The sequence below is a fragment of the Agrobacterium sp. T29 genome (assembly GCF_006970545.1).
GTDB classification, from domain to species: Bacteria; Pseudomonadota; Alphaproteobacteria; order Rhizobiales; family Rhizobiaceae; genus Agrobacterium; species Agrobacterium leguminum.
On record NZ_CP040641.1, the window covers coordinates 2,171,750 to 2,191,277 of the forward strand.

General features: G+C 58.4%; 19 protein-coding genes. 11 read left to right on the forward strand and 8 right to left on the reverse strand.

The window, feature by feature from the left end; all coding sequences use genetic code 11:
• Positions 1 to 185: 185 nt before the first annotated feature.
• From FGF54_RS24945 to FGF54_RS24955, 3 genes are all read left to right on the forward strand, one after another.
• A complete protein-coding gene (locus tag FGF54_RS24945) occupies positions 186 to 1,271 on the forward strand; it encodes an ABC transporter permease (protein ID WP_142781525.1) in 1,086 nt (361 codons plus the stop codon).
• A complete protein-coding gene (locus FGF54_RS24950; protein ID WP_142781526.1) occupies positions 1,268 to 2,044 on the forward strand; it encodes an ATP-binding cassette domain-containing protein in 777 nt (258 codons plus the stop codon). The genes FGF54_RS24945 and FGF54_RS24950 overlap by 4 nt, the downstream gene beginning before the upstream one ends.
• Before the next feature lie 98 nt (positions 2,045 to 2,142).
• Entirely contained in the window at positions 2,143 to 3,747 is a 1,605-nt protein-coding gene (locus tag FGF54_RS24955) for an FGGY-family carbohydrate kinase (protein ID WP_142781527.1), read from the forward strand.
• Between the two features lie 25 nt (positions 3,748 to 3,772).
• Here FGF54_RS24955 and FGF54_RS24960 read toward each other — a convergent pair whose 3' ends face one another.
• The 3 genes from FGF54_RS24960 to FGF54_RS24970 are packed head-to-tail and all read right to left on the reverse strand — an operon-like array spanning position 3,773 to position 6,708.
• Complete coding sequence (locus FGF54_RS24960) at positions 3,773 to 4,594, reverse strand: DeoR/GlpR family DNA-binding transcription regulator (RefSeq protein WP_003504407.1); 822 nt, start codon at positions 4,592 to 4,594, stop codon at positions 3,773 to 3,775.
• A 60-nt stretch (positions 4,595 to 4,654) separates the two neighbouring features.
• Entirely contained in the window at positions 4,655 to 5,428 is a 774-nt protein-coding gene (locus tag FGF54_RS24965; protein ID WP_003521609.1) for an SDR family NAD(P)-dependent oxidoreductase, read from the reverse strand.
• Positions 5,429 to 5,439: 11 nt separating this feature from the next.
• On the reverse strand, positions 5,440 to 6,708 hold the full coding sequence (locus tag FGF54_RS24970) for an ADP-dependent glucokinase/phosphofructokinase (RefSeq protein ID WP_142781528.1): 1,269 nt from the start codon (positions 6,706 to 6,708) through the stop codon (positions 5,440 to 5,442).
• A 497-nt stretch (positions 6,709 to 7,205) separates the two neighbouring features.
• Between FGF54_RS24970 and FGF54_RS24975 the strand changes: the two genes are divergently transcribed.
• The 6 genes from FGF54_RS24975 to FGF54_RS25000 all read left to right on the forward strand — a co-directional run bounded on the left by FGF54_RS24975 (position 7,206) and on the right by FGF54_RS25000 (position 13,448).
• Complete coding sequence (locus FGF54_RS24975; RefSeq protein WP_035238462.1) at positions 7,206 to 8,222, forward strand: hypothetical protein; 1,017 nt, start codon at positions 7,206 to 7,208, stop codon at positions 8,220 to 8,222.
• 115 nt (positions 8,223 to 8,337) lie between these two features.
• Positions 8,338 to 9,624, forward strand: coding sequence for an extracellular solute-binding protein (locus FGF54_RS24980; RefSeq protein WP_142781634.1), 1,287 nt, complete (start codon positions 8,338 to 8,340; stop codon positions 9,622 to 9,624).
• A gap of 217 nt (positions 9,625 to 9,841) precedes the next feature.
• On the forward strand, positions 9,842 to 10,708 hold the full coding sequence (locus FGF54_RS24985) for a carbohydrate ABC transporter permease (protein WP_035225330.1): 867 nt from the start codon (positions 9,842 to 9,844) through the stop codon (positions 10,706 to 10,708).
• The gene (locus tag FGF54_RS24990; RefSeq protein WP_142781529.1) at positions 10,705 to 11,538 is read left to right on the forward strand and encodes a carbohydrate ABC transporter permease; all 834 of its coding nucleotides are present in this window, start codon (positions 10,705 to 10,707) and stop codon (positions 11,536 to 11,538) included. Before FGF54_RS24985 ends, FGF54_RS24990 begins: the two co-directional genes overlap by 4 nt.
• Before the next feature lie 4 nt (positions 11,539 to 11,542).
• Positions 11,543 to 12,667: an ABC transporter ATP-binding protein gene (locus FGF54_RS24995; protein WP_142781530.1), complete on the forward strand. Its 1,125-nt coding sequence runs from the start codon at positions 11,543 to 11,545 to the stop codon at positions 12,665 to 12,667.
• A gap of 52 nt (positions 12,668 to 12,719) precedes the next feature.
• Complete coding sequence (locus tag FGF54_RS25000; protein WP_142781531.1) at positions 12,720 to 13,448, forward strand: SDR family oxidoreductase; 729 nt, start codon at positions 12,720 to 12,722, stop codon at positions 13,446 to 13,448.
• 238 nt (positions 13,449 to 13,686) lie between these two features.
• Here the strand turns inward: FGF54_RS25000 and FGF54_RS25010 are convergent, their stop codons facing one another.
• A complete protein-coding gene (locus tag FGF54_RS25010) occupies positions 13,687 to 14,091 on the reverse strand; it encodes a hypothetical protein (protein ID WP_142781532.1) in 405 nt (134 codons plus the stop codon).
• Between the two features lie 45 nt (positions 14,092 to 14,136).
• Positions 14,137 to 14,355: a hypothetical protein gene (locus tag FGF54_RS25015; RefSeq protein WP_142781533.1), complete on the reverse strand. Its 219-nt coding sequence runs from the start codon at positions 14,353 to 14,355 to the stop codon at positions 14,137 to 14,139.
• Between the two features lie 178 nt (positions 14,356 to 14,533).
• Here FGF54_RS25015 and FGF54_RS25020 point away from each other — a divergent pair, with 178 nt between their 5' ends.
• Positions 14,534 to 14,875, forward strand: coding sequence for a helix-turn-helix transcriptional regulator (locus FGF54_RS25020; RefSeq protein WP_168208237.1), 342 nt, complete (start codon positions 14,534 to 14,536; stop codon positions 14,873 to 14,875).
• Positions 14,872 to 15,795: an SRPBCC family protein gene (locus tag FGF54_RS25025; RefSeq protein ID WP_142781535.1), complete on the forward strand. Its 924-nt coding sequence runs from the start codon at positions 14,872 to 14,874 to the stop codon at positions 15,793 to 15,795. The genes FGF54_RS25020 and FGF54_RS25025 overlap by 4 nt, the downstream gene beginning before the upstream one ends.
• A 61-nt stretch (positions 15,796 to 15,856) precedes the next feature.
• On the opposite strand, the gene FGF54_RS25030 is transcribed toward FGF54_RS25025, so the two are convergent.
• From FGF54_RS25030 to FGF54_RS25040, 3 genes are all read right to left on the reverse strand, one after another.
• A complete protein-coding gene (locus FGF54_RS25030; protein ID WP_142781536.1) occupies positions 15,857 to 16,300 on the reverse strand; it encodes a hypothetical protein in 444 nt (147 codons plus the stop codon).
• 182 nt (positions 16,301 to 16,482) lie between these two features.
• Entirely contained in the window at positions 16,483 to 18,324 is a 1,842-nt protein-coding gene (locus tag FGF54_RS25035; protein ID WP_142781537.1) for an ATP-binding protein, read from the reverse strand.
• Complete coding sequence (locus FGF54_RS25040; protein WP_142781538.1) at positions 18,317 to 19,360, reverse strand: SIR2 family protein; 1,044 nt, start codon at positions 19,358 to 19,360, stop codon at positions 18,317 to 18,319. Before FGF54_RS25040 ends, FGF54_RS25035 begins: the two co-directional genes overlap by 8 nt.
• Positions 19,361 to 19,528: the final 168 nt, after the last annotated feature.

A 19,528-nucleotide genomic window follows, 5' to 3' on the forward strand; every position in this document is an offset into this window, starting at 1 on the left:
CTGGCAAGGTCAGTTTCCGAATAAACACCGTCTGGCCACGCTTTTGAAAATCTGCCGTAACAGAACGCCGCACTTCCCTGCTGATGTGAAAAGGCGCTCCAACGTGTTTAATCCGTGCATCGCATTTTCCGGCAGCCGATCCTGTATCCGGGTTGAAGCCGCAGACCTGCGAAGGGTGTATCTCGATGACTGAACCCAGCAAACATGCTTCGACTGGTCCGGCAGGCTTTGAGGCCGGTTCGATAGCAAAAGAAACATCTCATGCCGTGTTCGAGGATCAGGACACGAGCCCGCTTCGCAGGCTGCAACGTTTCCTGCACGGCAATCCAACGGTGGTGCCGTTCATTGTTCTTGCAGCCAGCGTCGGGGTGTTTTCCATCATCGTCGGCTCACGGTTCTTTCAGCCTTTCAATCTTTCGCTCATCCTTCAGCAGGTCACCATCATCGGTATTATCGGCATCGCCCAGACGCTGGTGATCCTGACGGCGGGCATCGACCTGTCCGTCGGCGCCATCATGGTATTGACCTCGACGCTCATGGGCCGCCTTGCTATTACAGCCGGGTTGCCACCGGAACTCGCCTTCCTTATCGGGCTCGGCGGCGGGTTGGGTTGCGGCCTCATCAACGGGTTTCTCATAACCTATATGCGTCTTCCGCCATTCATCGTCACCCTCGGGAGCTGGAGCGTCTTCGGGGCGCTGAACCTCTGGTATTCCGGCAGCCAGACCATCCGTAGTCAGGAAGTCGCGGAGGTCGCACCGATCCTGCAATGGATGGGGGCTGCGCTCCAGTTCGGTGGCGCGCGCATTACGCTCGGAACCGTGCTGATGCTCGCTCTCGCAGCTCTCGCCTGGTATGTGCTCAACCGCACCGCCTTCGGCCGCCATGTCTATGCGACGGGTGACGACCCGGATGCGGCGACGCTTGCCGGCATCGATACACGTCGCGTGCTGCTGGCGGTCTATGCCTGTGCGGGTCTCATCTCCGCCATCGGCGCCTGGGCGTTGATCGGCCGGGTCGGCGCAATCAGCCCGACCTCCGGATCGACTGCCAATCTGGATTCCATCACCGCGACGGTGATCGGCGGAACATCGCTGTTCGGCGGGCGCGGCACCATCATTGGCACCCTGATCGGCGCGCTGATCGTGGGGGTCTTTAGAAACGGCCTTGCGCTCGCGGGCCTCGATGCGCTGTGGCAGGAATTCGCGGTCGGTATTCTGATCGTGGCGGCCGTCGGCGTCGACCAGTGGCTCCGGAGGGTTTCGGCATGACAGGCGAACTTGCGCTCGAAGGTCGCGGCCTGACCAAACGATACGGCAATGTCGTTGCACTCAACGGTGCGGACTTCGAATTGCGTCGCGGCGAAATTCTCGCCGTGATCGGTGACAACGGTGCCGGAAAATCCACCCTCATCAAGGCGCTTGCCGGTGCGGTTATACCCGACAGCGGCGAAATCCGGCTGGAAGGCAAACGTGTCGATTTCAGAACGCCGATGGATGCGCGCTCCGCCGGCATCGAAACCGTATTTCAGAACCTTGCCCTTTCGCCGGCGCTGTCCATCGCCGACAATCTCTTCCTCGGGCGTGAAATGCGTGTGTCCGGCATCGGTGGATCGGTCTTTCGCCTGCTGGACCGCCCCCGCATGGCGACCGAAGCGCGGCGGCATCTGTCGAGCCTCGGTCTGATGACGGTGCAGGACATTCACCAGAGCGTAGAAACGCTGTCCGGTGGTCAGCGGCAGGGCATTGCCGTCGCCCGTGCCTGCGCGTTCGGTGGGCGCGTCGTCATTCTCGATGAGCCGACCGCAGCTCTCGGGGTCAAGGAATCCCGCAAGGTTCTCGATATGATCCTTAGCATTCGCGACAAGGGCCTGTCGATCGTCCTTATCAGCCACAACATGCCGCATGTGTTTGAAATCGCCGACCGTATCCACATCCACAGGCTCGGCAGGCGGGCGGCCGTCGTCAATCCGGGAGACGTCACCATGTCGGATGCCGTGGCGATCATGACCGGCGCCATGGCTGCTGCCAGTCCGACAATGTGAAGAATGGCAGTGTTCCACTTCCCCTCAATTGCGAGATCCCATGCCCCTGAATGATGCCCACACCATATTTGCAAGCAGTCGCGAGGGGGCGTGAGATCATGACCGATACCTATATGATCGGCATGGATTTCGGCTCGGAATCGGCGCGCGGCATTCTCGTCAATGCCCGCACCGGTGCGCAGGAAGGCCACCATGTCCATCCGTATCGCAACGGCATTCTGACGCATTCGCTGCGCGGTCGAAGCCTGCCCGCCAATTTCGTGCTCCAGGTCGCAGACGACTACACGGAAGCCGCCGAGATCATTCTGTCGGCGCTCGGCAAGGGCCGCAACGTTGCGGGAATAGGTATCGATTTCACCGCCTCTTCACCCATGCCCGCACGTGCCGACGGCACGGCGCTTTCGGTGCTTTATCCGGATGAGCCGCATGCCTATGTGAAGCTCTGGAAACACTCGGCGCAGGCTCATGCCGATGCGATCAATGCTTTGGGCGGTGATTATCTTGGAAACTTCGGCGGAAAGCTTTCCGGCGAATGGATGCTTGCCAAGGCGGCGCAAATGCGCGCTGAAGCACCTGCATTGTGGGCGGAAACCGGGCGCTTCATCGAGGCGGGAGACTGGCTGGTCTGGCAATTGACCGGCAACGAGGCACGAAGCCTCGACTTCGCCTCCTACAAGGCGCAATTTTCGCGGGAAACCGGCTATCCGGAGGACGTGGTGCCGGGGCTTGCGGAGCGTCTTTCGAAGCCACTTCAGGTCGGCAGTCCCGCCGGTTCCCTGACGCCGAAATGGCGTCGCCGCACCGGAATTACGGGTGACGCCGTCGTTGCGGTTTCGGTTATCGACAGCCATGTCGTGCTGCCTGCGGTCGGCGCCGTCGGTCCCGGTGTTTTTGTCGGCGCGCTCGGGACCTCCGCCGGTTTTCTCATTCTGGACGGCGAGGGACGCGGCCTGCCACAAGGGCTCGAAGGGGCGGCCTTCGGCGCTGCCCTGCCGGATCTGTGGTGTTACGAAGCGGGGCAGGCGGCGTTCGGCGATATGCTGGCCTGGTATGTGAAGACTTTTCCGCGCGATGACGACCTTTCCCGCAACTTCGCCCTGCACAATGAGGCGGCGCAGGCGGTCGGCCCGGGCGGGGGCGGTGTTCTGGCGCTCGACTGGTTTGCGGGAAACCGCATCCCGCTGGCCGACTCCATGCTGTCGGGATTGCTGGTGGGCCTCAGCCTGAAATCGACCTCTGCCGGAATCTACCGGGCGCTGATCGAGGCGCTGTGTTTCGGCACGCGATCCATTCTGGACATGGCGATAGCGGGCGGCGTGCCGATCAGCCGTATCGTGATGACGAGCGGTCTGGCCCGCAGCAACCCGTTTCTGGTGCAGACGATGGCGGATGTGTTCGGACGCACGATCGAGGTTCCTGATGTGGAGAACCCAACGGCGCTCGGCGCGGCAATCCATGCGGCGGTGGCGGCCGGGATCGTTGGCTCTTTTGCCGAGGGCGCGGAAAGGCTCGGTGCGCGCAGTCTACGCGAATTTGTGCCGAACCTGCACCATTTAGAAAAATACGAGACGCTTTATGCCGAATATCGCCGGCTTGCGGCGGACGAGGAGCTCCGGCGGGCCATGCGTTCGCTTCATCTGTTTGCCGCACGTCAAAATGCACATTCGCAACCGCAGTCGCCGAACGCCGAGGCGGCACAGTGAATTTGGCGATGGAAGCGGCGGTTCGTCAGGTCAATGGCGCGGGGGCTGCGGGCGAAACCAGCGTCACCTTGCACTCCGTCGCTTTGAGCGAGGTCATCGCATCCTGCGAAATGCCGTTATCGGTGATGACTTCATCTATCTGCGAAATATCCGAAAGCGTGCAGAAACCGGGCGCCGCGAATTTGGAGCTGTCGACCAGAAGCACGGTCCTGCGGGCGGCCGCGATCATGGCGCGCTTGAGCGAGGCCACTTCCAGTGAGGTTTCCGTCAGCAGCGTGCCGGTAACGGCCGAAGCCCCCGTCATACAGATATCGGCGTGCAGCGTTTTGATGAAGCTTTCCCCCGGCTCGCCAGCAAGATGGCGGTGCCCGGGCCGCACCGTGCCGCCCGGCAGGATGGTGCGCCAGGATTTGATGTCGGCGGCGAAATCGGCGATCTGCAGACTGTTGGTCACCACCGTCAATGGAAGGTCGCGTTCGGCAGCGGCCCGCACCGCCTCCATCACCGTCGAGGAACTGTCGAAGATGACGCTGTCGCCGGCACTCAGCCGCTCCGCCGCCTCGCGGCCTATCGCAACCTTTTCCGCGTGCTGAAGCGCGGCATTGACCGTCATCTCCCGTTCGAAGGTCGCACGCATCGGCTGCAACAGATGCGCACCGCCGTGGGTGCGCTCGAGATAGCCTTTTTCCACCAGATGTTCGAGATCACGCCGCACGGTCGATTGCGATCCGCCGATCGTATCCGCGAGCTCCTGAATGCCCGCCGCGCCATTGATGCGCAGGTGCTCCAGAATGAGCGCCCGTCTTTTGGCGGGAACCATATCAACACGCTTGCTCGAAGACTCCATGCAATCACCCGGTTTTCGGCCCGCAAAAACGCGCCGATTCTCTCCAATGTCCGTCAAGCTCTACCAAATCGTGTATCCGCAATCCACCGCAACGATTGTGCCGGTCATGGCGCTGGCAGCGTCCGAAGCCAGAAACAGAATGGGCGCGGCGATCTCATCGGGCCTTGCAACACGCTTCATCGGCGTCATCTCCATCCAGACCGGCATCAGGGTTTCATCTGAAAAGCCGCCGCGCGACATGACGGTATCGACATAGGTGGGCGCAACGCAATTGACCCGAACGCCGCGCTCAGCCCATTCGCCCGCGAGGCAGCGCGTCATGTGGTGAACGGCGGCCTTGGCCGTGTTGTAATGCACTTGCCGCTGCGGCTTGTTGGAAATCAATCCGGACATCGAACCGAGGGTGACGATGGAGCCGTGTCCCCGCGCCAGCATCGGCCGGGCGAATTCACGGCATGACCAGTAAGCGCCGTTGAGATCGACATCCACCACCTTCAGCCAGACCTCGTCGCTCATCTCTTCGCCCGGCGTGTCCGGCCAGGCGATGCCGGCATTGGCGATCAGGATATCGACGGCGCCGAAGCGGTCGTTGGCGGCCCGCGCGGCCTCGGCGACGGCCTTCGCATCCGTTACATTGAGCTGCATCGCATCCGCCGCATGGCCTTGTGCCTTCAGTTCCGAGAGGCCCGCCTCCAGCACCTCGGCATTCATGTCGGAAATGATGACATGCGCGCCTGCTTCCGCCAGCGCTTGCGCCGTCGCAAGGCCGATGCCGCGCCCGCCGCCGGTGATGAAGGCAGTTTTTCCATCCAGACGAAATCGTTCGAGAAACATCGTGTTTTCCTTCAGGCCTGTTTGAGGGCGGCGGGGGCGGTCGCGACGCCGGGATTTCCGAGAACGAGAAGGCACCCGGCCGTGAAACTGTCGCCGAGGCCAAGCGTGGTAGCGGGCTTTTCAACATAGGGCGAGGCGCAGGCAACAAAGGTCCAGCGGCCTTTCCGCACGCGATTGTCGAAGGGCAACGCGTGGAACTGCGCCAGCGCATCGGTACGGATCGCGTTTGCCGGTTCCCCATTGGCAGCCCGGGCGCTGGCAATGGCGCATCCGGCCATCAGCGCCAGTTCCTCCTCATCGGGGTCGTTGCGTGTCACAGCGGCCGCCCAGGTGTCGGCATGCACGCAGACGCGGTCGATATCCAGCCGGTCTCCAAGAGCGATCAGCGCCTCCATCGGATGCTGGGCGGCGCTATCCATTGCCAGCAGTTCCGAATGGCTCATGCCGAGCGAACTGATCGCACCCCTGGCGTGATCGAGCAGCTCGCTTACGGCGTCCTGCGAAGCATAGCCGGCAAGCTCGAAATGCACCGTCTTCAAGCCCGCATCCATCCAGTCGCGGCTGAGCGCAAAGACATGGCGGGCGGCGGCGCCGACATTTTCCGCGGCCTCGTCGTTGAGGCCGGACAGAAGGCCGGCAGCGGCGGTGGAGGCGCGCTTTCGTGATACCGCCTCAAATGCCGCATCATGCTGGATACCGCGATCACAGAAACGCACGATGATGCGTGTCGAACGATTGGGTATGAGCGCACCGATTGGCTTGCCCGCCGTGAATTCGAAGATGAATATTTCAGGGATATGCCGTTCTGTCGGCGTCACTTCAGCTGCCGTTTTAAGTGCATTGCCCTCGGCCAATAAAACGCCCGGTGGGATCTGGCGAAGCTGTTGCTCATGGCGATCCTCCAGCGCCACCAGAGACGCGACGCCGAGCCGCGAAAGCACCCAGGCGGCCTGCGGGCCGGTGCCGCCCAGCGCGTAGCGAACATCCAGATGGTCGCGCAGCCATTGCGGGCCGTCCACCCAGTCGGCGCGTACTTCACCGCCGATACCCTTTGCGGCGCGCGCCAGCAACATGGCGGCGAATTGACCGGCCGGCGTTTCGGCTGGGGCATCGAGAAGCGGCTGCATATTGTGCATGTCGACCCGTGCATCGACACAGGTGGACATGCCGCACAAGAACAGCCCCGCCCGCGAAAGCGCCGATGTTCCAATCGGGCCGGAGCGCGGATCGGCGAGCGCAGCATAACGCTCCCCCCAGTCGCCTGTAAAAACGTCACCCATAGCCGAGTATCTCCTCCTCACGCGGCAATGATGTCAATTGCTACCATTATCTCTCAAATCGTCAACGAGATTTTGCGCTGAAAATGCTATTTTGCCAGAATTTGCGCAATGCAGCGCATTTTTAAAGCGGCGCAGCACATGTTTTGCGCATGCGAACGTCTTGAGCGGCGTATTGACCCCTAATTTACCGAAAATAAAGACATTTCAAGCGTGTGAGTGGAGGATCATCGTGGCACTGATGTTTTGTTGATATGGCATGAAAAGGCGCTGGAAGATGTCTGGATGAGCAATTTAAAATATTGATTTCTATTTATAAAAATCGAACTTTGGAAACTTTTGGTCCCATCCTTCGGCCAAGGATATGGGGTGTGCCGCGTTCATTTAGAGAGAAAAAGATAGCTATTGACAGAATATGAGAAGTGGCCGTTTATAAATGCAAGTCTGCGGTCGCAATCGAAGCGCTGGCAGCCGAACTCCAACATTCATTGAGGGCTACGATGGTCACGAGACTCGACAGAAAACTGGCGAATATTCGCGCAGGGCGTTACAAACCGACTGATTTTATCATTGCCGATGCGAAGGACAGCGATGTCGGCGCGGGTGTCTCCGCCACCGGTTTCGATTATTCCGTCAAGCCGCCCCGTCGCCGCACCCGGCAGGAATTCATCGCCCAGATCGAGGAGATCATCGATCAGGACGTGGTCGACATCATGCTGGTGTCGCAGTCCAATCTCGATCTGCTGGACGAGCGCGGTGCGTTTTCCGGCAGCGAGGTGAAACCGGCCATTCGCGGCAATCTCGAAAGCATGTGCTGGGGTGGCGTGCGGCATGGCACCTATACACAGTCGCCATCCGTGCCGTTCCGCGATACGGGTCTTGCCCGCGCCATCGCCAACTACCCGACCTCCGGCACCGATCTCTGCCTTTATTCGGTGTGCTTCACCAACGATCTCGACCGCGACATATGCACGCTGAAAGCTTTCGCCGAGTTCCGCGCCGAAGCGTCGAAGCACAATTTCAAATATTTCTATGAGGTCTTCAACCCGAACGTCGATATCGGCCTGACGCGCGAGCAGACCGGAGAGTTTGTCAACGACCACATCATCAAGTCACTGGCGAGCGTGCCGCGTGCCGAGCGACCGCTGTTTCTCAAGATGCCCTATAACGGGCCGAAGGCGCTGGAGGAACTCGCCTCTTTCGATTCCGAGCTGATCGTCGGCGTTCTTGGCGGCGGAGCGGGCACCACCCGCGATACGTTCGAGCTGGTGGCGCAGTCGGAGCGTTACGGTGCGCGGCTCGCGCTGTTCGGGCGCAAGATCAATCTGGCTGAAGCACCGCTCAATCTGATCGTGCTGATGCGCGCGGTTGCCGACGGTGCCCTGAAGCCGGAAGAGGCGGTCCGCGCCTATCATGGCGAGCTGCAGACACTGGGGCTTTCCCCGGTGCGCCCGCTCGCCGACGACCGCGTCATTACCGAGGATGTGCTGAAAGCGGCGGCGGCCAAGGCGGCCTGATAGCTGCCGGGATTTCGAGTGAACGCGGCTCTGGGGAGGGCCGCGACAAAATCGGGCGGCAGGTCCGCCGGCGTCTTTAAACAATGCGTCTTTAAACAATAAAGGGAGGAATATGATGAGGAAGACGTTGTTTCTTGCAACGACAGTTCTGACTGCCGTTCTGTCCGCTGCTGTCGCGAGTGCTGCGCAGAAAGAAGTGACCGTGTGGTCATGGTTCGTGCAAAGCACCATGAAGAAGTCGATTGCGGCCTTCGAGAAGGCCCACCCAGACGTGAAGGTGAACTATACCTATTACAATTATTCGCCGGAATATATCACGGCGCTGAAGGCGGCGGCGGCATCCGGGAGCCTGCCTGACATCATCGGCCTGCAGCCGGGGTCCCTCACACAGCAATATCGCGATAATCTGGAGCCCGTAAACGAACGCGCCGCCAAACAATGGGGTGCAACGTGGGAGGAGAAGATTTTCCCCGTCAACCGCAAACAGATGTTGATGGGCAACCCCGCCGGCGACAAGAATTTCTACATCATTCCCCAGGAATCGCAGGTTCTGTGCATCTGGTATAACCGCAAGCTCTTCGAAAAACACAATATCGCTGTACCGAAGACCTATGCGGAACTGAAGGCTGCCGCCAAGACGCTGAGCGATAACGGCCTCATCCCGATGTTTCAGGGTGCTGCGGACGGCTGGCAGAACGAAAACGTCTTCCTGATGCTCGCCAACCAGTTTTCCCCCGGCATCGTCGACAAGGCGCAGGCGGGTGAAACGCCGTGGACCGCGCCGGAGCTGGTGGCTGCCATGAAGGCGTGGAAGGGCCTCTTCGATGACGGCATCTTCCAGCAGGGTGCGCTTGGCGCGCATGCCTATCCGACCGGCGCGCAGCTCTTCGCACAGGGCAAGGTGGGCATGATGGCGCTTGGCTCCTGGTGGATGCAGGAAAGCAAGTTCCCGCCGCCGCTCTCCGACTATGTACAGAACATGGACGGGTTCGACTTCTTCTACATGCCACCCGTCAAGGAGGGCAACAAGGTAAGCCCACCTGTCGGCGGCATCGACATTGGTTACGGCCTGACGAAGAATGGCGGCAAGAATGACGCCGCATGGACTTTCCTTGCCGAACTGACCAATGGTGTCGGTCTGCAGGAGGCGCTGAACGACCTGAACGATCTGCCGGCCTTCGAAGGCCATACGCCGAAGGGCGATATTACCGACCACGTCAAGCAATTGTCGGCGCGGTTCATGGCAGATCTGCCCAAGGCTGAAAACCAGCGCTTTTCTTCGCCGGCCGTGGCCGAGGCGCTGGACAACGCCCTGGCGGGCGTAGCCGCCGGCAGCATCGAAGCCGAGGCTGCGCTGGCCAAGGTGGACGAGGCGACCAAAAAGGCGCTCGCGTCAAAGTGACAGGCGGCCTCAAGATGCCGGGCGCTGCCAAATGCGCCCGGCGGGTTGAAGCGCATCGACCACGACAAGACCTCCCTGGTGCGCTTCAACACCTTTCGATGCCGTTTCGTTTGATGGTGGCGTGATTATCAATCGGTGAGAACCCATGCGTGCAGAAGTTTTAAGGGCCGGTACTACGCCTGTTATCATTGAACGCAGCAGAGTTTCGAGGACGTCCATGCTTTATGTCTTCGCCCTTCCTGCCGTTCTGCTGTTCGTCGTTTTCATTGCCTATCCAATCCTTTGGGTGACGGGACAGAGCTTCTATGCGGCTTCCGGCGAGGCACGCAGCTTTGCGGGGTTTTCGAATTACGCCACGGTTCTTGGTGACCCCACCTTCTGGATCGTCGTGCGCAACATGGCGCTCTGGGGCGTCATCACCATTCCGGTTCAGATGCTGGTGGGCGGGGTGCTCGCCTGGTTCATCGAACGGCACACGGACCGGCTGCGCGGTTTCTTTCGCACCATGTTCTTCCTGCCCGTCGTCACCTCCGTTTCGGTGGTCAGCCTTGTCTGGGTGCAGATTTACGCGCCCTATTACGGCATCGCGCAGGAATATCTGAAATATGCCGGCATCGTCATGTCGACCTCGCCGATCGGCGATCCCAAAACGGCGATCTATGCCCTCATCGTTGTCAACATCTGGCAATGGACCGGGTTTTCCATGCTGATGTATATCGCCGGCATCGCCAACATGCCGTCTGAGGTGCTGGATGCGGCGCGCATCGATGGCGCGAAGGGTTTGAAGCTTGCCGCCCATGTCGTGGTTCCCATGCTGGCGCCCGCCACGAAATCGTTGCTGCTTCTCGGCGTCATCGGCACGCTTCAGACCTTTCCCATCGTGCATCTGATGACAGGCGGCGGCCCGAACCGGGCAAGCGAGGTTTTCGGCACCTTCATCTTCAAGCAGAGCTTTGTGCTGGGCGATACCGGCAGCGGTGCGGCGCTTTCCGTGATCGTTCTTGTCGTGGCGCTTGGCCTCTCGCTGCTGCAGATCGCAGCACTCGGCGCACGGCTGACGCCTGCCGGAAAGGATCGGTCATGACGGCTTTTGCCCGCAACCGCGCACGCGGCCTTCTCACTCATGCGGTGCTGTTCATCGTGCTCGGCATCTGGATGGTCCCGCAGATCTATATGCTGTCCGTAGGTCTGAGAACGCCGGCCCAGGCGTTCGACGCGGCGCTTTTCACATGGCCGGTGACCTTCGATAATTTCATCACCGTCATCCGCGACAATCCGCTCGGCGGCATCTTTCTGAACAGCCTGATCGTGACGGTCGCGACGGTGGTGATTGTGGTTGCCGTATCCTCGCTTTTTGCCTTCTCCATCGCCATCCTTCGGCTGAAGGGCACACTGTTTCTCTACACCACGCTTCTGACCACGCTGATGGTGCCGCTCGCCTCGATGGTGTTGCCGCTTGCCATTCTCCTGAAGAATTTCGGCTGGGTGAACACCTATATCGGGCTCATATTGCCCTATGCCGCACTCGGTGTGCCCTTCGCCATGGTCATTCTGAAATCCTTCATGGAAGACGCGCCGCGTGAACTGTTCGAGGCGGCCAAGGTGGATGGCTGCAACGCCTGGCAGACCTACTGGCATGTGGCGCTGCCGCTGGTGCGCCCGGCGCTGGTTTTCGTCACCATCTGGCAGTTCATCGTCACCTGGAACGAATTTTTCCTGGCGCTGATCGTGCTGACGAAAAGCGAGATGAAGACGCTCACCATCGTGCCGATGCAATATTCCGGCCTCTACATGGCCAATCCCGGTGCGCTGTTTGCGGTGCTGACGCTGATCGCGCTTCCCCTCATTCTTCTTTATGTGCTGGTGCAGCGCGCCTTCGTGCGTGGCCTGACTGCCGGTGCGGTGAAAGGCTAGACCCATGGCGACGCTTTCGATCGACAAAATCACCAAGGCCTTCGGCAGCCTGACGGTCATTCCCGAATTGTCGCTGACCATAGAGGATGGCGAATTCTGCGTGCTGGTCGGCCCCTCGGGCTGCGGAAAATCCACGCTGCTGCGCATCATCGCCGGGCTGGAGCCGATCAGTTCGGGCCGCGTGCTGGTGGATGGCGCGGATATGAGCGATGCCGAGCCGCCCGAACGTGGCGTGGCCATGGTTTTCCAGTCCTATGCGCTTTATCCGCATATGAATGTCGCCCGCAATATCGGCTTCGGGTTGGAAATCGCCCGGACGCCCACAGCCGAAATCGGCGAGCGGGTGGGCCGCGCGGCCGGGAAACTCAAGCTGTCGAGCTATCTGAAACGCAAGCCGCGCGAATTGTCCGGCGGTCAGCGCCAGCGTGTCGCCATCGGCCGGGCGATGACGCGCAAGCCGAAGCTTTTCCTGCTCGATGAACCGCTTTCCAACCTCGATGCGGCCCTGCGGGTCGGCATGCGGGTGGAAATCGCACGGCTGAAGGCGGAGCTCGGCTGCACGATGATCTATGTCACACACGACCAGGTGGAAGCGATGACGCTTGCCGACAAGATCGTCGTCATGAATGGCGGCCGCATCGAGCAGATCGGCTCGCCGCTTGCGCTTTACCAGCGTCCCGCCAATCTTTTCGTCGCGGGTTTCATCGGTTCGCCCGCCATGAACCTTCTGAAAGCGCGCGTTGTCGCCGTCGCAGAAGGCATCGCCACCGTGTCTCTCGCCGCCGGCCCCTCCCTCGATATTGCGGTTTCAAGGCCGCTTGAGCCTGGCGACACCGTGACCCTCGGCATCCGCCCCGAACATATTGCAATCGGCGACGGGCAGGGCGGACAGTCCTATTCGATGAAAGCGACGATGGTTGAACTGCTCGGCAGCGATACTTTCATCCATGTCCGCGAGGGCGAGGAAACCATCACCATAAGAGACAGTCTTGGCCGCATGGCGCGCGCGGGCGACCGGATTGCCGTGTCGTTCCCCGCCGTCGCCTGCCATCTGTTCGATGCGAACGGGCAGAGAGTGTCGCGGGATATGAACACCCCGCAGGAAACTGAAGCGGTGCGTATCAATTGAAACGTTGTGAAGGGTGCGGAATCTTCGGCGCCATGAGGGAGGAGGACGGGAAATGACGGATTTTCAGGGCAAAACGATCCTTGTGACAGGCGGCAGCGGCGGTATTGGCGAGGAAACGGTGCGCCATCTCGTGCGCGCCAATGCCGATGTCATCGCGGCAGGGCGCTCGCAGGAGGCGCTCGAGGCCATCGCGAAGGAAACCGGTTGCCGCACAGTGGCGTTCGATCTCGCCCGCGACGATGACATCCGCGCCGCGCTGGAGGGGCTGGATCTGTGGGGCGTCGTCAATTGCGGCGGTTTTGGCGGCGAGATCGCTACGCCTATGGACACGGATATCGCCATTTTCGACAAGGTCATCACCATCAATGCGCGCGGGGCGCTGCTGGTGACGAAATATGCCAGCCAGTCCATGGTGAGGCTCGGCAAGGGCGGCGCCATCGTCAACGTGTCCAGCCAGGCAGCCCTTGTGGCGCTGCCGGGCCATATCTCCTACGGGTCTTCCAAGGCCGCTCTCGACAATATCACCCGCTGTTCTGCGCTGGAGCTCGGCCGCTACAATATCCGCGTCAACAGCGTCAATCCAACCGTCGTCATGACGCCGATCTCGTCCGGCCACTGGAGCCAGCCGCATGTGGCCGAGCCATTCCTGAAGCAGATGCCGCTTGGCCGGTGGGCGAGCGAAGCGGAAATCGCCGCACCCATCGTCTTCCTGCTCAGTGACGCAGCCTCGATGATTACCGGCGTTTCGCTGCCCATCGACGGCGGTTTCACCTGCTGCTGATCGGGTAAGATGTATGGCGTCGCGACCCCGTCTGGGAAGCGTCGCCGCCGCATCACGGCTCTTCGAGCCAACATGAGGCTGCGCCGATGAGTTCAGCCTCACCGAAAACACCTTCGCCAACCCATGCCACGATCCCTTCCGGCCCCACGAGAACCGCAAAGTTCAGCGCACTGCGCCCCACAAGCGCGTGACGCGCACCGAGATCGTAACGCAGACCGATGCCCCAGACGCGTTCGACTTACACGCCCCTTATGATATTGCAGATGCCTTCGCGAATGACGTTCTTGTCGGCGATCTGTCCTGCCTGAATATTGAAAACGGCATCGATCCGCACAGCATTGCCTTTCTGCCGCGCCACCACCCGCAGCGTCTGGATTCTGCCGCTGCCGCTGGTTTCCTGATGGGCATCGATGGATGAGAGCGCCTTGTTGATCTGGATACCTGAAAAACCTTCAGCAGCGACGGCCTGTGCAAGCTTTTGAAGCACCGCGGGCGCCTTGGCCTTCGGCAGTTCCTGCCATGATTTGTAAGAAACGGCGGTCACCATCGGCACGCCGGAAACGGTGAAGTTCTTCTCGCAGGAAGCTGCGAAGGCAGGGCTTGAGAGGGCGATGAGGCCAAGGGCTGCGATGAGGGATTTCATTGGCATGATCCGATCGTTGGTGAAGGTTTTCAACGGTTGCCCATGTCAGAACGACGACCGTTTTCCCCGGTAGGTCGAAGGCGGCGGCAGGGCTTCATGGGCTTGCGCCAGCGTTTCCAGCCATGTTGCGAGGCGATCGGGAACGGCTTCATTGCCGGCTTCCAGCGCTTCGATCCATGAGAGCTCGCATTGCAGGGCAGAGGCAATATTGATTGGCGTCCAGCGGATAACCCGCAGACATTCGTTGAAGCGGTCTGGTGACATGATGATTTGTTATGTTCCCCGTCATTTTCCTGGCGAAGCTCACTCACATGGCCGCGAGAGTCAATCATTTTCTGCAACTTTTGATGGATCGTTTCCCCTGTGCCTTTGCCTGATAAAACTTAGTCGACCTGCTGAGTTTCTGCTTGCCCCATCTCGATGAAAGATGATAGTTAGCAATATGACTAAGCATCATCAGGACCTTTCACTGATCTTCCAGGCTCTGGCCGATCCGACGCGGCGGGCGATTTTGACACGCCTCGGCGGCGGGCCGGCACCGGTCATGGAACTGTCCGCTCCCACGGGGCTGCGTCTGCCCACGGTCATGCGGCATCTTTCCGTGCTGGAGGAGGCGGGGTTGATCGTCACGTCCAAGGATGGGCGGGTGCGCACCTGCGCCATCGTGCCCGAAGCGCTGGAGCCGGTAAGCACATGGCTCGATGAGCAACGGGCCGTGTGGGAGAGCCGGCTTGACCGGCTGGAGGCATTTGCAATGCAGGCCATGAAGGAGGATTCAGAATGACAACGAAACCGGATCAAAAAAGCGCACACGCTGAACCGCATCAGCCGCAAGACCGTTTTGCGACGCTCAGCTTCGAACGGGAAATTGCCGTTCCGCTATCGGCTCTCTGGCAGGTCTGGCTCTCACCCGCCGCCCGGGCGGTGTGGGCCTCTCCCACGCCCTCGGTCACCGTGGAGTTCCTGGAAGCGGACAGCAGGCTGGGCGGTCGCGAAGTGTCGCTCTGCAAGGTCGCCGGCCAGCCGGATATTCGCTGTGAATGCGGCTGGCTGGAGCTGCAGCCAACCCGCCGCAGCGTGAACTACGAGGTGGTCTCATCCGGCGGCGTAACCCAGTCGGCAGCGCTGGTGACTGCCGATTTTCAGGCGGCGGAAGAGCGTAGCCGCTTGACCGTAACGGTGCAGCTTTCCTCATTGGCCGAGGATATGCGCGATGGCTATCAACAAGGTTTCAGCGCCGGTCTCAACAATCTGGCCAGCGTGGCCGGGCGAACCATGGTGCTGGAGCGAACGATAAAGGTGCCGCGAAACATCGTCTGGAAAGCCTGGATGAGTGAAAATTCGCTGCCGCAATGGTGGGGCCCGGAAGGGTTCTCCTGCCGCACGAAGAGGATTGATCTGCGCACCGGCGGGGAATGGGTCTTTGACATGATCGGCCCTGACGGCACAGTCTTCCCGAACCATCATCGTTATGTCGAGGTCCGGCCAGAAGAGAGGATCGCCTATACGCTGCTGTGGGGCGAAAACGGGCCGAAACATGCCGACGCCTGGGCCTCTTTCGAAGATCAGGATGGCGCGACGAAAGTTGTGCTGGGCATGGTGTTCAGCACGGAAGCTGAGTTCCAGCAAGCGAAGGGTTTCGGCGCCGTGGAGCTGGGGCAGCAAACGCTGGGCAAACTGGAACGCTTCGCCAAGGCGCTATAGATGCGCCGTGCCGCCAGCTCCATGTGCAGAGGTCTCGATACTGGCTCCTGTCCAGCCGGCATTAATCTTCAAAGCCGCTCTGCGCGTGCGAGATCGTCTTGCAGGTCCCGCCATCCTTCTCGCCAACCATGCGCTTATCACGAATGACTGAACCCTTGGCGATGTCGATCTCCCATGCCACCGAGCCTTCATTCAGGCTCGCTTTGCCACCGGCAAAGGTGCCTTTCTCCATTCTCTGACTGCCAGAAGCCGGGACATAAACTCCAAATGTCCTGGCGGCTTCGTCGAGAGCGAAATTGAACACCTGAGGGGTTCCCTTCGGAGTTGCGAATTCACAGCTAAGATATGTCGGCGCGGCAAGGGCAGCGGAGCCTGAGAAAAGCAGGGCGGCAGCGGCAAATCCGGTTCCTGTGATGACCTTCAATTCTTGATCCTCATTCGTGTTTTTCGCCCGATTAGAAATATTTCGCGCTTCTGTCTGGTGTCCTCGCTGCTTGAGACCCACGTGAGGAATTCCAGAAATGCTATTTTCGGCTCTGCTCCAAATAGCCCAATTTCTTTACGCGGCGAGGGTGATTTTCTATTGTTACCACCCAAGTAGGAAGAGCAAAAATCGGGAAGGCCCATTTTGCGGCTTCGATAACGTCGTCTTACAGACAGACTAATCTTCAACGCTAAACTAGTTGTCTAATCAGACGCCGGAACTAGATTCACGAATTCTGCTGTTTCGCTTTTAGGCCGCAAAAGCTCATCGAGCGGTTTCACTGCCAGTTTGAGCGGCATTTGTCCTGCCATGCCGCTAAATATGCATGTGCCGGTCGGTAAAGTCGGAATGGATTCCTCGGTAAGCTTATCGATGTAGGATACGGCGCTTGCGATCGATTGCAAATCTTTCTGATTGATTAATCGATGGATGAAATAGTTATGAGCCTGAGAGGTGATAGTATGGGAAATATCATTCGGTCTTTGACTTGAAATTGTGACAAATACGCCAAATTTGCGACCTTCCTTGATGATCTCCTCGAAAGTCTCCAAGCGGTAATCTTTCCAGCTCTCTGACTCCCGAAAAGATTCTCTAGACAGAATGTTGTGGGCTTCGTCGATCACGATGTTCAGTGAGCCAAAACCGCCGATGCGTTTATGATCCTCATAGATTTTCTTAGCGACCAATAATGGAACTGTCTTTTTCATCTCTAAATTGATGTCACTTAGCGCAAATACAAGGACATTGGATGTGAAAAGATCGGCGCCTGGTGTAGGATCGAATATTTTTCGGATGTCTGCCTGTTTACTTTTCAGTTTATTTATTGCCGGTGCGATATGTTCATTTTGCGCGCGATTCGCCAATACGTCGGAAATCAACTGAACATAGCAGAGACTTATAAAGTTATTGATGTCATCGTCGTCAAGCTCAAGTAATTCTGCGGTTCGATATGCGGTCGTTTCCGTGATCCGATCCGGATTTGACTTGAGGAAAACTGACTGCCCCCGAATCTTGAACTCGGACTGAACGTTATGCCATTCAACGTCTCCGGTGATCTCAATAATCTGATTATTTGCGTCATGCTCGGGCAGCACCTGTCTGAGGTAATCGAGCAGCAGATCCGCGCGCATCTTATCTGACATCTGCAATATCTGGATCACTTGCCGCTGCACGATGGCCCGCAGGTATTGGGCTGGAACCGTTGCCTCACTTACCTGCTGCTGGAGTTTGAGAGCCCGCTTTAAAAATGGCTTTTGTGTCTTTTCGGTCGCGTCCGCGAGGATGCTGACTATCTCGATGTCGTTGAATCCTCCTGCTCCTAACGGGATTTTATCGCCGTTGTCGTTTCTTGTGCTCAAATTGAACACCCGCTTGTGTTGGGTAAGGCAATTGTCCCTGATGTACTCATTGTTAAAATCGAACAGGACTACGCGGCAGTTCGCTTCGAACGCAGCCTCGTTGCGAGCTCGCATTTTCGCGATGAACTCCTGATAGATCATCGCTAACGTGTTCGACTTGCCACTACCAGTGTTTCCAAAAATGGCAATGTGGCTGTTCATCAGGCCATCGACGGGTAGCGATATGTCGTACCCCTCGTACTCGGACCGCGCGATCTCTAACGCGATCCCGCCACTTTTCAAAAGATTATGGACTTGGTGCACCTTCTCCTTGGTGAGCAGAAAGGCCTCGTTTCCGACGAGTGGTAGCTCCTTTGTGCCCCCAAAGAACTCACCCTTTCGATCGAGAAAGCCTACAAGGGACACGCTCAGGTATCTTCGGCCGTTCATATACGCCAGCTGGCTGGGCCGCTTGTCGTCGGTCTGGGCATTCTCACCCTCAACCTTTCCTATGAGGCTTAGAAAACCCTTTCGAATATCGACATAGCTCCCGACACCGATGTTTCTGATCACATCGCCATCGAAAAATAGTTCCGAGAGATTTTTGTCGCGGTCAACGGAGATGAAAACTTTGCGTCCCGTCACAGCCGAGACTTCGCCGACGCGAAGTACGGCCTCCTTCTGAAGGCGGTCCGGTCGATCAGCCATTCTTGATCTCCGGCAACACCGCGGCGAGGATATTGTTCAGGCGCGGGAAGTTGATGTAAATGCCCGCGGGTGGCCCCATAATACTAACATTCCGATGCTTAGCGAACTTCCCTTCATATATAGCAATGTCGTTGTGGCTGTAGGCGAAGATGATTAGCTGTGACGTCGGGTTTCTTAGTGCCCTTTTTGTTATGTCGAGGATGTGCTCGTCGCTAAACGAGAACCCAAATGCTATTAGAGCGGCATTCTCTTGCTCCATCGATTTCGAGAAAAGCCGCAGCAAATCATAGTATACCCTTTCCATAAGGGTCTCATGAAATTTTCTGAAGTTTGGCATAATCAGAAAATGTTTACTGAGATACTCAGAAACCTTAGCTGGATTTGCCTTTTCTGCAGACGTTAGCGGCTGGATGGCTTTTGGGTTGTATACGAGGCTTGAACCCCTCCTAGCCCAGTTCAGCGATCCATGAGGTTTGACGAGATTGATGGTTGGGATCTCGACGCGACGAGCATAAAGTGAGCTTGCCCGATAAGTTCTGTCGAAATACTTCTCAGGCGTAAAGGCAAAATCTTCAGACCGTCCCGAAGATCGATCAAATCCATCATTGATGATGATGTTAGGCGAATTACTCGCCGCAAACTCGATGAACATGTCGTAGTTAGTCGAAAAAATCGTGGCTTGGCGGGGCAATATCTCGTTTTTGCGATAGAATAAGATGTTATCTATCGTGGATATGAACTTAACGTAATAGTTGAATGTTTCGTCAAGTTCTTCCGGATAGATTGCGTCGTCCTTCAATTGCCTATAGGTTTTGCCGATTTCCTCAATGAAGACGACCATTTCGCGGTCTGCTTCTTCCGCCTTGCCGTCCTTAATCAGCTTATCCAGTTTCTTCTCTATATTGCCAGCCGTCTTGATGGCTGGCAGGGAAGCCCCGGAGCCGATAAGAAAGTTGAGATTGCCGGACTGAACGTAGGGCGCCAGTACTTTCGCTGTTTCATCATCGTCGTTACTGATTATGTGGGATTGCGCCATAGCAAGCCATTTCTGAGGTCAGTAGAATCTACAATCATTATATACTAGATGGCTCGCAACCAAAACGATAGTCCTCGCTCACTATCAGAGATAGAGAGAGGGTGACGCGCCGATCCTGCCGCCCACGTATGCTGATCTAGGAAGGCGCAAACGGATTCTGCTTGAATC

What these genes read in the sequence shown, in the direction of transcription:
- FGF54_RS25010 (WP_142781532.1), bottom strand. Translation starts at nt 14,091, where the DNA reads ATGAAATCCCTCATCGCAGCCCTTGGCCTCATCGCCCTCTCAAGCCCT.
- FGF54_RS24975 (WP_035238462.1), top strand. Translation starts at nt 7,206, where the DNA reads ATGGTCACGAGACTCGACAGAAAACTGGCGAATATTCGCGCAGGGCGT.
- FGF54_RS25015 (WP_142781533.1), bottom strand. Translation starts at nt 14,355, where the DNA reads ATGTCACCAGACCGCTTCAACGAATGTCTGCGGGTTATCCGCTGGACG.
- FGF54_RS24970 (WP_142781528.1), bottom strand. Translation starts at nt 6,708, where the DNA reads ATGGGTGACGTTTTTACAGGCGACTGGGGGGAGCGTTATGCTGCGCTC.
- FGF54_RS24990 (WP_142781529.1), top strand. Translation starts at nt 10,705, where the DNA reads ATGACGGCTTTTGCCCGCAACCGCGCACGCGGCCTTCTCACTCATGCG.
- FGF54_RS24945 (WP_142781525.1), top strand. Translation starts at nt 186, where the DNA reads ATGACTGAACCCAGCAAACATGCTTCGACTGGTCCGGCAGGCTTTGAG.
- FGF54_RS25020 (WP_168208237.1), top strand. Translation starts at nt 14,534, where the DNA reads ATGACTAAGCATCATCAGGACCTTTCACTGATCTTCCAGGCTCTGGCC.
- FGF54_RS24950 (WP_142781526.1), top strand. Translation starts at nt 1,268, where the DNA reads ATGACAGGCGAACTTGCGCTCGAAGGTCGCGGCCTGACCAAACGATAC.
- FGF54_RS25040 (WP_142781538.1), bottom strand. Translation starts at nt 19,360, where the DNA reads ATGGCGCAATCCCACATAATCAGTAACGACGATGATGAAACAGCGAAA.
- FGF54_RS25035 (WP_142781537.1), bottom strand. Translation starts at nt 18,324, where the DNA reads ATGGCTGATCGACCGGACCGCCTTCAGAAGGAGGCCGTACTTCGCGTC.
- FGF54_RS24980 (WP_142781634.1), top strand. Translation starts at nt 8,338, where the DNA reads ATGAGGAAGACGTTGTTTCTTGCAACGACAGTTCTGACTGCCGTTCTG.
- FGF54_RS24965 (WP_003521609.1), bottom strand. Translation starts at nt 5,428, where the DNA reads ATGTTTCTCGAACGATTTCGTCTGGATGGAAAAACTGCCTTCATCACC.
- FGF54_RS24985 (WP_035225330.1), top strand. Translation starts at nt 9,842, where the DNA reads ATGCTTTATGTCTTCGCCCTTCCTGCCGTTCTGCTGTTCGTCGTTTTC.
- FGF54_RS25025 (WP_142781535.1), top strand. Translation starts at nt 14,872, where the DNA reads ATGACAACGAAACCGGATCAAAAAAGCGCACACGCTGAACCGCATCAG.
- FGF54_RS24955 (WP_142781527.1), top strand. Translation starts at nt 2,143, where the DNA reads ATGACCGATACCTATATGATCGGCATGGATTTCGGCTCGGAATCGGCG.
- FGF54_RS24995 (WP_142781530.1), top strand. Translation starts at nt 11,543, where the DNA reads ATGGCGACGCTTTCGATCGACAAAATCACCAAGGCCTTCGGCAGCCTG.
- FGF54_RS24960 (WP_003504407.1), bottom strand. Translation starts at nt 4,594, where the DNA reads ATGGAGTCTTCGAGCAAGCGTGTTGATATGGTTCCCGCCAAAAGACGG.
- FGF54_RS25000 (WP_142781531.1), top strand. Translation starts at nt 12,720, where the DNA reads ATGACGGATTTTCAGGGCAAAACGATCCTTGTGACAGGCGGCAGCGGC.